Raw genomic sequence first — 12,797 nt, 5'->3', positions numbered from 1 at the left:
GGATAAGCTTAATTTCTTAATAAGGCGAACGCCGATCCTGGCGATTGTAATTGAGTTTCACTAATCACACACGCTAGCATCATGGATTCTTGTAATCTGCTTTGTCTAATATCACCTAAGTCAACAATGGTGGACCAACCCAGGTCCTTAAGAAGAGCGTTGACCCGATCTTTGGATGATGGATTGTTCCCAGATATAAACATAATGGGAGAGCCTTCCTTGAAATGAGGATGAATCATGATTTTGTCACTGACCGTATTTAGTGTTTTAACAACATGACTTTCCGGTAACAGCTGTTGAATGATTTCTCCTGCTGATGTATCGACAAGCTGCAAGCGTGGACCGTCATCAAAATATACCGCATTGCTTACATCAATGACCGTCTTATTTTTGAAATAGACAGGATTAATTGTTTCTATTACATCCTTTAAGCAAGACCACGGAAGGGCCACAATAATGATCTCACCAAACAGCGCGGCTTCATGAAATGATGTAATATTCCCTGATTTACCTACTTCAATCTTCCATTCAAAATGCTTTGGATCATGTGAAACACGACTGCTGATGCAGACATCATAACCCGCACTAATTAATCCTTTGCCTAACATTTTACTTACGTTCCCCGCCCCAAGAATACCAATATTCATGTACATTCTCTCCCTTCTACGAGTGATTATATGAGCTTTAATTCTTTTGTACAATTAGGCACTTTTTAGTATCCAATCTGTTTTCATATGCTTTAATATATAATTGAACCCGAAGATAAATGAGGTGAGAGAATGCCTGTCCAGCCGAGTGAATGTCCCGTAGAGTCGGTGATATCTATACTAAGCGGGAGATGGAAAATCCCTATATATCGGTACCTATTTATTAATAACAAACCAGTACGTTACAGCGAATTGCACAGACATCTTCCATCCATTTCGAAGAAAATGCTAACAGAACAGCTGCGTGAGCTCGAGCGTGACGGAATTATTGAAAGAAAATCTTATCCGGAGCCAAGGCCAAGAGTAGAATATACATTGACCTCCTCAGGAAGATCCATGATTGTATTCCTTGATCAGATGAGCGATTGGGGTCAACATCATAACCAAAATAAACGAGATGAGAGGGAAGATATTATTTGAGTTCCAGATTACAATCCGATTGTGAGAATTGCTTTGGAATATGCTGTGTGGCCTTACCCTATGCAAAATCAGCCGATTTTTCTTTTGATAAAGAAGCGGGAGTCCCTTGTCGTAACTTGCATTTAGATCATCGTTGCAGCATCCATGAGCATCTGAGAGATAAGGGCTTTCATGGATGTGTCTCCTATGAATGCTTTGGAGCAGGACAACATGTTTCGCAAGAAATTTATGAAGGCAAAGATTGGAGATTAACTCCAGCGTTATCGAATGAAATGTTTGCGGTGTTTCCTATTGTTCAACAATTACATGAAATGCTTTATTACTTAAATCAAGCCTTGGATTTAGAAGACACTCAAACCATACATGATGAGCTGAGCAACGTTTTTGAGAGAACTTTATCCCTAACGAGACTTAACCCTAGAGATATTTTGGATTTAGATGTACCGAATCATAGGGTAATCGTGAATGATCTATTAGTAAAAACAAGTGAATTCGTTCGAAGAGATTTCATTCAAAATAATAAAAAAAGAAAAGTACGCAAAGGGCTGGATTATTTAGGTGCAAATTTGAGAGGTATTGACTTCAGAGGTGCAAATCTCCGAGGGGCATTATTAATTGCCTCTGATTTGAGAGATGCTGACTTAAGAAAAGTGGATTTTATAGGGGCAGATCTAAGAAACGCAGATTTGTCTGGTGCAAATCTTACGGGATGTATCTTCCTTACTCAAGCACAAGTCAATTCTGCAAAGGGGAATCAACATACTAAATTACCTCGTTATTTGAAATTCCCTGCTCATTGGTTAACTAAATCTTAGGCGGAGTTGGATTCATTACTGTCAATTAAACGGATGATTAATCCATCTTTTACGATACTGGAGCGGAGTAACACCCATATATTCTTTAAATAATTTGCAAAAATACGACACATTCATTAAGCCGATTTCCTCTGCAATGACCAGGATCGGCTTGTTTGTCGTTGTTAACAATTGAACAGACTGATGTATTCTGCGAGCCGCAATATATTGAGAAATGCTGACTCCAGTTGCTTCTTTGAATAAGTGAGCAAGGTGGTAAGAAGAGAGGTGTAAGGAAGCGGCTAAGTCATCCAAACGATAAGGAATATGATAGTTCTTTTCGATCCAGCTTAATATTTTTTCCACCTGGTGGTTTTTGCGCTTAACAGGAAGAAATGCCGAATTACCTTCCCGTTTCATCCACAGGGGATGAATAAAATGAAACAAGTTGACAAGAAAGAGTGAAACCTCCTCTGAGCGGTTGGACTCGTCTATATTAGGGATACGCTCTTGGAAGGATTTGAATTGGTGAATGAGGATATGCTGATCGTCAACTTCATACAGGCAGGGAAAGGGCAGATTACCTTGACAAATATGTTTAAAAAAAGCGTGAAGCGCAGGCCATTTTTCGAAATAGGTTTCATATAGACTGGGTTCAAAAATAGCCATGGATCTTTCAAAACATTGATCATTTGAATAATCCAATGTTAGATGATGAAGCTGATAAGGCTGAAATATACAGAGCATGCCGGGTTTAATATCGTAGCTTCGGTTATTTACGATCATCGTACCGCGCCCATCGTGGATGAATAGCAGCTCGATGCCCAGATGGGAGTGAAATGTTTCCCTATGTTCATTATTAATACTTTTGCGTCTGTAAGCAAAATGAAGGTTTTTTTCACTAAATTGATGAAGATCATATCGCATATTGCATCATCCTCCAAGCAAGTATCTCCAATGCTACCAATATATCGAACCTCTTACAAAACCGCAATATAGCGTTATTTTATCCACATTACAGCATCACATCGAATCTTCTTGTTGAGGTATGATCATGTTGAGAATAACGTTAGGTATAGGGAGGAGCTGCAATGCAGAAGGTTGCGATAATAGGTGCTGGGGCAATTTCCAGAGCGCATATTGATGGTTTTTTACAGTTTAAGGATCGCTGTCAGATAGCAGCCTTATGTGATATATATCCTGACAAGGCTGAAGCCAAGAAAGAGGAGTATGGACTGGACGCTAAAGTTGTTAGCGATTACAAGGAACTGCTTCATGACGGAATTGATCTCGTCTCCATCTGTTTACCTCCATATGAGCATGCACGGACAGCGATTGATTTTCTGAATGCAGGAACTCATGTTTTAGTGGAAAAGCCGATGGCTTCATCGCTGGAGGAATGTGATCTCATGATCGAAGCCGCTCAGAAGAGCGGTAAAGTCTTGTCGGTTGTGGCTCAAAACCGGTTCACCAATCCAATCATGAAGCTTAAAAAGATGCTGGACACCGGGCTAGCAGGTCCAATCCTGCATGCTCAGGTAGATTCCTTCTGGTGGCGCGGACACTGTTACTATGATCTCTGGTGGCGTGGTACCTGGGAGAAGGAAGGAGGCGGATGTACGCTGAACCATGCGGTTCATCATATCGACGCCTTGCTCTGGATGATGGGACGTCCGATTCAGGTTCAAGCATTCATGAGCAATGTTGCCCATGACAATGCGGAGGTGGAAGATCTATCGATTGCGATGCTTCGTTTTCCGAATGGGGCACTCGGACAGATCACCAGCTCGGTTGTGCATCATGGTGAAGAACAGCAGTTTATTTTTCAAGGAAGGCATGCTCGAATTTCGGCCCCTTGGAAAATATACGCTTCCTCTTCAAAGTCGAACGGTTTTCCTGAGAAAAATGCCGAGCTCGAAGAACAGCTGCAACAAGCTTATGAGCGTCTGCCTGATCTGCCGTATGAGGGGCATGTTGCTCAAATTGATAATGTCCTGCGTGCTATTGAGACAGGCGAACCTCCGTTGATTGACGGAGTTAGCGGACGTACGACCTTGGAAATGATCATGGCTATCTATACAGCTGCCAGTACTGGAGAGGTTGTTAGTCTACCGCTGGTTGCGGGTGATCCATTCTATACGCAGGCAGGAGTTAAACAGCATGCCATTCATTTCTATGAGAAAAGCGGTCATATCGATAATTTCGCTGATCAAGAGATTACTACAGGTACGTCATTGGAATAGTTAATTCCAATGATAGATGAGGTGAATCAGGAATAAGACGGGATGAAGTGTCTATTAACCCAAAAGGAAACAGGTGCTATCCCGTTCAAAATTTGATAAATGCAAGGCCAAAAACAGCTCATTTATGATGCCATTATCGTAATGAGCTGTTTTTTTCATGACTTATAGTAAAATTTTAAGAAAAAATTAAACATTTCCCCACTTTCATGTTAAACATTCTCCCTTATCCTTAGAGAATCACATTGAAATACAAGGGAGTTACTTGGAATGAAAAAGTGGTGGATTTGGGTATCAATGTTTTTGGTTCTATCGGGCTGCGGCTTTGGGGAGGAACAGGATGTTAAAATAACGGTTGATGCAAAGATACCTATAGATGGAACGTCCCCTTCTCTGCAATTGACGAGGAAGCAAGTATATACTGGATCACTGGTGTTGGTGAACAAGGAACGTAAGCTTCATAAGGAGGCAGTACCGAACGATATTATCGATTTAGGAGTAAGGGACGAGTTAACGAAAGGGTTTGAATTACTCGAATCTTCTATACTCTTGTCCGAAAAGGTTGCCCGCAAGTTCGGAGAGATGGTTGAAGCTGCCGCTAAAGATGGTGTGCACGACTTTCGTATTAGTAGTGGGTATCGGGATATGTCTGATCAAGAGCAGCTATTTGAGGAAAAGGGGGAGGATTACGCGCTTCCGGCTGGGCATAGCGAGCATAATCTCGGGCTGTCACTCGACATCGGATCCACGTCCGGACCCATTGATCAGTCCGCAGAGGGTAATTGGCTAAAGAAGAATGCTTGGAACTACGGCTTTATTCTCCGTTATCCAAAGGACAAGACAAATATAACCGGCATTCAATATGAGCCTTGGCATTTCCGCTATGTAGGTCTACCGCATAGCCTCATCATGAAGGAGAAAGATTTCGTATTAGAGGAATATCTTGCTTATCTGAAGGAACAGGGTTCCATTCAGGTGGAAGCTGGTGGTGAAACATACCAAATTATTTATGTACCAGCCTATGTTCCCGTTTCAAAGCAGCCGAAGGTTTCTATACCATCAGGGAGCAAGTATGACGTATCCGGAGATAATATTGATGGTTATATAGTGACGGTGCTTCTGACAAACATTTTGTAATAAACTAACAAAACAACATATTTAAGCGTTTCCATAATTATGTTATTCTGTTAGTGTTACAACTCTATTTTGTTTGTTTAATTGTTAGTGGGAGGAGGATAAATGTTATCTAAATAATGTATTTGAGCTTGTTATATGAATTGTTTGTTAAAACAAAAATATGATAATCGGAGGATTCGTTATGCTAGCGCAAATGAAGAGATTTGGCGTTCTCAGCTTAGCTCTTGTATTACTTGTGACTGTTGTCCTTACAGGGTGGAGCACCCGCGCATCCGCAGCTAATTTCAGGTCATTGTCAGCATCTCAAATCGTGCCTGAGATGGGTGCGGGTTGGAATCTAGGCAATCAGCTTGAAGCATCCATAAACGGCACCCCGAATGAGACCGCTTGGGGCAATCCGGTCATTACACCGCAGCTGATTCAAAAGGTGAAGGCTGCCGGTTTCAAAACGATTCGAATCCCTGTGTCGTATCTTAATCATATTGGAAGCGCTCCGAACTACACGATCAACGAAGCATGGCTGAATCGCATTCAAACCGTGGTTGACTATGCTTATAACGAAGGCTTGTATGTCATCATTAATATTCATGGCGATGGTTACAATTCCGTTTCTGGCGGATGGCTGCTGGTGAATGGAAGTAATCAAGCTGCTATCAAGGAAAAATATCAAAAGGTCTGGCAGCAGATTGCTACTAGATTCAGCAGCTATAATGAACGTCTTATTTTTGAATCAATGAACGAAGTGTTTGATGGAACTTACGGCAATCCGAATGCAGCATACTACGCGAACCTAAACGCCTACAATCAAATCTTTGTGGATACGGTCCGCAAGACCGGAGGCAATAACAATGCCAGATGGCTCTTGATTCCAGGCTGGAATACCAACATTGATTACACGGTAGGTAATTATGGCTTCGTTCTTCCGACGGATAATTTCAGATCGTCCGCTATTCCAAGCTCGGAGAAGAGAATCATGATCTCGGCGCACTATTACTCTCCATGGGATTTTGCAGGTGAAGAATCCGGCAATATTACACAGTGGGGTGCAACGGCAACGAATCCTTCTAAGAAATCCACTTGGGGACAAGAGGACTATCTGGAATCGCAAATCAAAGCGATGCATGATAAGTTTGTAACCCAAGGCTATCCGGTTGTCATTGGTGAATTCGGCTCTATCGATAAAACGGCGTATGATTCTACTAATAACGTTTACCGTCAAGCTTTTGCCAAAGCGGTAGCAGCAACCTCTAAGAAATACAAATCGGTTCCGGTTTATTGGGACAATGGTCATAACGGACAGCATGGATTTGCTCTGTTTAACCGCTCGAATAATACCGTTACCCAGCAAGGCATCATTAATGCCATCATGCAAGGTATGCAATAATTGAGTGCCTGCGTTTCATTGTACAAACGGCGTGTTCCCGTAATAGGGGACATGCCGTTTTTGTTGCTGTATGAAGTTATCCAAAAGACATCGTCGCAAATGATAGGTGTGCTTATCAATTGGAGGAAGACGGAAAACCGGTCATTCTTGACCAGGATAAATACAAGAACGAAGTAAGCTGGGCAAGTGACTTTACAATGCTATACAGAAAATCAAGTCGATGAAGAAGTTCCTGCACAGAAAGAAGCACTGAGACTATTCCAGGAATCCATTGATGCCTATATGAACGATCTCCCAGTAGGTTAAGGTTTGACCCATTCCGAGCATAAGCGTAAGGGAATATAAGAATATAGTCCATTAAATACAGAGGATTATCAATTGTCCGCTGGCTTTGAACCCTGTAATCTTGAGCTAAGACATGTAAGCAGCTTAAGAAGGACCAAAGGAGTGATTGAGTTGAGTACTAGAGTATTAAAGGCGTCCGTACGGGAAACGATCGTGCAAATTCCTACATATGGCGTGGGTAAACCGGATAAGAATCCGATGTTTTTAGAAAAAAGAGTATATCAGGGCAGCTCTGGCCGCGTGTATCCGTATCCTGTCATCGATAAGATCGAAAATCAGAAGAAAATTCAGGAGTACCGGATGATCATCCTAGAAAATGAGTATCTGCGAGTTGAGGTGATGCCAGAGCTTGGCGGACGAATATACCGTGCCGTGGACAAAACGAACAATTACGATTTCGTCTATCATAATCAGGTAATCAAGCCGGCACTGGTAGGATTAGCAGGTCCGTGGATCTCGGGTGGAATTGAATTCAACTGGCCGCAGCATCACCGTCCGAACACGTTCGGACCCGTAGAGTTGAAGCTGGAGGAGTGCGAGAGTGGAAGTGCGACCGCGTGGGTAAGTGAAATCGATCGAATGTATGGTACGAAGGTTACCACCGGATTTACACTACATCCAGATAAAGCTTACATTGAAATCAAAGCTATCTTATATAATCGAACGAGCCTTCCGCAAACCTTTCTCTGGTGGGCCAATCCGGCAGTAGCGGTGAATGAGCATACACAGTCGGTATTTCCTCCAGATGTTAACGCCGTGTTTGACCACGGTAAGAGGGATGTGTCTCGTTTTCCGATTGCAATGGGCACTTATTACAAGATGGATTATTCAGAAGGTGTGGACATTTCACGCTACAAGAACATTCCGGTGCCGACCTCTTATATGGCTTACAAATCGAATTACGATTTCGTTGGGGGCTATGACCATAAATTGAAGGCTGGTCTGCTGCACGTGGCTAATCACCATATTTCACCGGGCAAGAAGCAGTGGACATGGGGCAACGGTGAATTCGGGCAAGCATGGGACCGTAACCTGACGGATGAGGACGGACCTTATATCGAGCTGATGACCGGCGTATTCACAGATAATCAGCCAGACTTTACTTGGCTGGCGCCATATGAGGAAAAGTCGTTCACACAATATTTTATGCCTTATAAAAATATTGGACTAATTAAAAACGCTTCCATTCATGCAGCGCTCAACTTAGAAACCGATCGTAATCGAGGGATTGCAACGATACAGGTCTATGTCACTTCGGAACAGAAAGGGGCAAGCATTGAGTTAAGGAGCAGCAAAGGGACGTATTTGCTAGAGACAGTGGATTTGTCACCTTCTGTTACCTTTATGAAGGAGGTGCCAATTCCTCCAGACGTTGAAGAATATGACCTAGTCGCTTCCGTTATGGATGGCACTGGCCGCAGGCTGGTGAGTTACCAGCCTCATAAGGCCGAGATCGAGCAAATCCCTGATGCTGCACGAGCGCTTCCAGAGCCTGAAGAGCTGAAAACCAATGAGCAGCTGTACTTGGCAGGCCTTCATCTAGAGCAATATAGGCATGCAACATTTGAGCCGGAAGCTTATTATTTGGAGGGATTGAAGCGGGACAAAAATGATATTCGGATAAATGTCGCTTACGGTACCTTGTTACTTCGCAGAGGCGAGTACGAGAAGAGTGAACAGCATTTTCAAAAGGCAGTATTATCATTGACCTGGTTAAATCCCAATCCATACGATAGTGAAGCATATTATATGCTTGGCTTATCTCTCCAAGCTCAAGGCCGCAAGCAGGAGGCATATGCTGCATTTTACAAATCGGTATGGTCTTCCGCATGGCAGGATGTTGGCTATTTTTCACTCGCTCAGATCGCATCCGAGGCAGGGGAGTACGTTGAAGCATTGGAGCTGGTAGAGCGTGCACTTGTACGTAATGCACATCATTTTAAAGCAAGGAATTTGAAATCTATTTTGCTTCGTAAGCTGGGACGACTGGAATCTGCAATAACTTGGTTAGACAGCACCATCGCCATTGATATAGCTGATTTTGGCGCTTACTTTGAGAAGTACTTGTCATTAGAAGCGCTTGGCCGAGAAGCCGAGGCAGCAGCAGTCAAGGAAGAATACCATAAGCTGATGCGGGACGAAGTCCACAATTATTTGGCATTGGCATCAGATTACGCGGCGGCGGGGATGTATTCAGAAGCAGCTGTAATCGTAAACGGTGCACCAGAAAAGGCAGCCCTGTATCCTATGATACATTACACTAAGGCATACTTATACGAGAAGCTTGCAATGGAGGAAGAAATGAGTTTGGCGTTAACATCTGCCGCAGCAGCAACACCGGATTATTGCTTCCCTAACAGTCTGTTTGAGTTCGATGTACTAAATTTCGCTGTTCAAGTCCGTCCTAACGATGCCAAAGCTCATTATTACTTGGGAAATCTATTATATGATAAAAAACGCCACAGGGAAGCGATATTGTGCTGGGAGACTTCTCGTGAACTGGACGACAGCTATTCTGTTGTGCACCGAAATTTGGCCCTTGCTTACTACAATAAGCTGGATCAACCAGACGAGGCTCTCGATTCATTGAAGAAGGCATTTGCTCGTAATCCCGGTGATGCCCGCGTATTCTATGAGCTCGACCAGCTGCACAAGAAGCTGAACACTCCGCCAGATATTAGACTGGAATTAATGAACGCGAATACAGAACTCGTCGTTCAGCGGGACGATTTATATTTGGAATTTGTTACACTGCACAATACGCTCAAACGGCATGAGGATGCACTAAGACTGATCGAGGAACGAACCTTCCATCCTTGGGAAGGTGGTGAAGGTAAAGTTACCGGGCAATATGTACTGGCAAAGGTGGAACTAGCCAAAAAGGCAATCGCCGACGGACAATATGTGAAAGCAGTAGAGACTCTGAGAGAGGCAACCGTCTATCCTCTTAACCTAGGAGAGGGCAAATTAGCTGGTGCTCAAGAAAACCACATTTATTATTATCTAGGATGTGCCTATGAATCCCTTGGCTTGACTAAGGAAGCGAAAGAAGCTTTTGCTGCTGCATCTTATGGCCTCGATGAGCCTGCGAGTGCGATGTATTATAATGATCAACCGCCAGAAATGATTTATTATCAAGGACTGGCGTGGAATAAGCTCGGAAATGTTAAAGAGGCTGCACGGCGGTTTCATAAGCTGATTGATTATGCAGAGAAGCATTTGTTTGATGATGTGAAGATCGATTACTTTGCCGTTTCGCTGCCTGACTTTCTAGTCTTTGATGATGATCTGAACCGGCGCAATGTCATTCATTGCCGATATATGAGAGCATTAGGCTTACTAGGATTGAATAGGGTACCAGAAGCAGCCGAGGATTTCCGGAAGGTGCTGGAGCTGGATCCCAACCATCAAGGAGTATTGTTCCATGGGGAGGTAAATATATGAAACTGCTTACACTCAAGCTTAAATCGGAAGCGAAGCCGATCCATTCAGGCAGGCTGGGAGATTGCAAGGGAATTAATCCCAAGGGTGAGAGTTTTGGTTTTACGAATTACTATATGACAAAAGACGGGCGACCGGCTATACCTGTTGTCGGTGAATTTCATTTCTCGCGTTTCTCCTCTCTTCACTGGGAGGAGGAGCTGCTTAAGATGAAGGCAGGCGGCATAAACATCGTCGCGACCTATGTGTTCTGGAACCACCACGAAGAGGAGGAAGGTGTCTTCGAATGGGGAGGCCAGCGTGATTTACGCCATTTCATTGACTTGTGTTCAAAAATCGGATTACCGCTCATCATCCGGATTGGTCCTTTTTGCCATGGTGAAGTGCGTAATGGGGGGATACCGGATTGGGTGTTTCACAAGCCGCTTGAAGTCCGCTCGAACGACCCTCAGTATATAGCACTAGCGCGCAGGCTGTATCGTGAAATCGCGAAGCAGGTGAAAGGCACCTTGTTTCAGGAGGGCGGACCGATTATCGGGATCCAGCTGGAGAATGAATATATGCATGCCGGAGCTCCACTAGACGCATGGGGATATAAGACAGGCGTGTTTCTGAGCGCAGGAAAAGAAGGCAATCAGCACCTTGCTGAGCTCCGCAGGCTCGCTGAGGAAGCAGGCTTGAAGCCGATGTTCTTCACGGCCACAGCGTGGGGCGGGGCTGCTGTTCCGGAGAGCGGGACGCTCCCGATGCTTGCTGGTTATGCATATACACCGTGGATTCCGAATCAGCCGCCTAGCGGAGAATACATATATCGGGATTTACATGAGAGTCCTATGGAGCCCGTGGGGTATGATACGCTCCAATATCCTGTTGCATACTGTGAGATGGCTGGGGGAATGCAGGTAAGCTACACGGCCCGGCCGAATGTGTCTCCAGACAGCGTGGAGGCGATGACACTGGTGAAGCTGGCAAGCGGAAGCAATATTCTAGGCTATTATATGTATCATGGTGGATCGAATCCTAAGGGTAAACATACGTATTTAAACGAACACGGACTTCCCAAAATCTCTTATGACTATCAGTCTCCACTAGGTGAATTTGGCAGAGTGGGAGAATCATACGATCGTATTCGGACACTTGCACTCATGCTGGATGCCTTTGGCGAGAATATTGCCCCCCTTGGAACGGAGCTGCCCCCAGGTCAATCCGAAATCCTACCTCAGGATATAGAAACGATTCGTTGGTGTGTACGACAAAAGGATGGCAGCGGCTTTCTGTTCTTGAACAATTTTCAGGATCACGTGGAGACGAAGGAACATTCCGATGTACGTATTGAGCTCGTCACGGGCAGAGGCATTGCTGCATTTCCTCGTGAGGGCGCGCTTACGATGAATCGTGGGATGGGCGCGGTCCTTCCGTTTCATATGGCCATACATGGCATCCGAATTGTAACCGCTACCGTACAGCCGCTGACCAAGCTGGATAACGAAGCGTCACCGCTGGTTGTCTTTCAGGCACTGAATGACATTGAGCCAGAGCTCGTATTGGATAAACAGACAGCAGTTCGCATATCTGCAGAAGGCGGACAAGTAATTGAGGAGGAATCGGTTTGGATTATAAGGCCTGCCGTAGGCAAGGAATATACGATCGATGTTCTGAAGCCGAATGGAGAAACCGTTAAAATTGCAGTATTCTCCAGGGAAGAGGCGCTTCAGACGTATAAGCTTGACCTATGGGATCAAGAGAGGCTTATAGTCAGCAGCAGCCGATTGTATGTAAAAAACGGGCGTCTCGTCTGCAGCTCTGAAGGAGCAGAGCATTGGCAGGTTGCCGTCTATCCTGCATTATCGTCTGATCTGCAAACTACGGTTGGCTCTATTAGCTCTTCCTCTCTAGGCAGCTTTGACCTAATTGAGGTGAACGTACCCTCTTATCGTCCGATGGTCGAGATCACTTATCCATCCGACAAGCATGCCGTATTACAAATAAATACCGATTGGCCAGAGCAGATCGGTGACGTGTTCTTATCTATTGATTACAGCGGCGATGTAGCAGCAGCATATCTGAAGGATGAATTGCTTACAGATCATATTCAATATGGTGAGGCGTGGCCTATTGGGTTAAAACAGTTTCGTAATGAGCTGGAATCCGCTTCTCTTACACTGTCCATAACGCCTCTGCGAGAAGGCACAGTTCATACCTTTGTTAATCAAGCGCTTGTGGAAAGATTTGAAGGAAGGGAAATCGCTGAATTCCTTCATATCGAAGCGACTCCGATTTATGAGGCAGCCTTGTCTCTTTCATTTCATCGTTAAGGAGGTGAAATCAA

At 44.3% G+C, this 12,797-nt stretch carries 9 protein-coding genes; 7 read left to right on the top strand and 2 right to left on the bottom strand.

Going from position 1 to position 12,797, the window contains the following annotated elements; translation table 11 throughout:
• Positions 1 to 8 precede the first annotated feature (8 nt).
• Positions 9 to 647: an NADPH-dependent F420 reductase gene (locus ACFSVM_RS10735; RefSeq protein WP_379262025.1), complete on the bottom strand. Its 639-nt coding sequence runs from the start codon at positions 645 to 647 to the stop codon at positions 9 to 11.
• 132 nt (positions 648 to 779) lie between these two features.
• Here ACFSVM_RS10735 and ACFSVM_RS10730 point away from each other — a divergent pair, with 132 nt between their 5' ends.
• Positions 780 to 1,127 carry a winged helix-turn-helix transcriptional regulator gene (locus ACFSVM_RS10730; RefSeq protein ID WP_379262023.1) on the top strand — a complete coding sequence of 116 codons (348 nt, stop codon included), beginning with the start codon at positions 780 to 782 and terminating at the stop codon, positions 1,125 to 1,127.
• Entirely contained in the window at positions 1,124 to 1,942 is an 819-nt protein-coding gene (locus tag ACFSVM_RS10725; protein WP_076313940.1) for a pentapeptide repeat-containing protein, read from the top strand. Before ACFSVM_RS10730 ends, ACFSVM_RS10725 begins: the two co-directional genes overlap by 4 nt.
• 21 nt (positions 1,943 to 1,963) lie before the next feature.
• Here ACFSVM_RS10725 and ACFSVM_RS10720 read toward each other — a convergent pair whose 3' ends face one another.
• Positions 1,964 to 2,848, bottom strand: a complete 885-nt coding sequence (locus ACFSVM_RS10720; protein ID WP_076313941.1) for an AraC family transcriptional regulator — start codon at positions 2,846 to 2,848, stop codon at positions 1,964 to 1,966.
• Positions 2,849 to 3,012: 164 nt separating this feature from the next.
• Between ACFSVM_RS10720 and ACFSVM_RS10715 the strand changes: the two genes are divergently transcribed.
• The 5 genes from ACFSVM_RS10715 to ACFSVM_RS10695 all read left to right on the top strand — a co-directional run bounded on the left by ACFSVM_RS10715 (position 3,013) and on the right by ACFSVM_RS10695 (position 12,783).
• On the top strand, positions 3,013 to 4,164 hold the full coding sequence (locus ACFSVM_RS10715) for a Gfo/Idh/MocA family protein (protein ID WP_379262020.1): 1,152 nt from the start codon (positions 3,013 to 3,015) through the stop codon (positions 4,162 to 4,164).
• 267 nt (positions 4,165 to 4,431) lie between these two features.
• A complete protein-coding gene (locus tag ACFSVM_RS10710) occupies positions 4,432 to 5,298 on the top strand; it encodes a M15 family metallopeptidase (RefSeq protein WP_379262018.1) in 867 nt (288 codons plus the stop codon).
• 181 nt (positions 5,299 to 5,479) lie between these two features.
• Positions 5,480 to 6,682, top strand: a complete 1,203-nt coding sequence (locus ACFSVM_RS10705; protein ID WP_379262016.1) for a glycoside hydrolase family 5 protein — start codon at positions 5,480 to 5,482, stop codon at positions 6,680 to 6,682.
• A gap of 456 nt (positions 6,683 to 7,138) precedes the next feature.
• Positions 7,139 to 10,471, top strand: coding sequence for a DUF5107 domain-containing protein (locus ACFSVM_RS10700; protein WP_379262015.1), 3,333 nt, complete (start codon positions 7,139 to 7,141; stop codon positions 10,469 to 10,471).
• Positions 10,468 to 12,783: a beta-galactosidase gene (locus tag ACFSVM_RS10695; RefSeq protein WP_379262013.1), complete on the top strand. Its 2,316-nt coding sequence runs from the start codon at positions 10,468 to 10,470 to the stop codon at positions 12,781 to 12,783. The genes ACFSVM_RS10700 and ACFSVM_RS10695 overlap by 4 nt, the downstream gene beginning before the upstream one ends.
• Positions 12,784 to 12,797: the final 14 nt, after the last annotated feature.

This window comes from Paenibacillus shunpengii, from assembly GCF_042684905.1.
Taxonomy (GTDB): Bacteria; Bacillota; Bacilli; order Paenibacillales; family Paenibacillaceae; genus Paenibacillus; species Paenibacillus shunpengii.
This window is presented reverse-complemented; position numbering and strand designations above follow the sequence as displayed.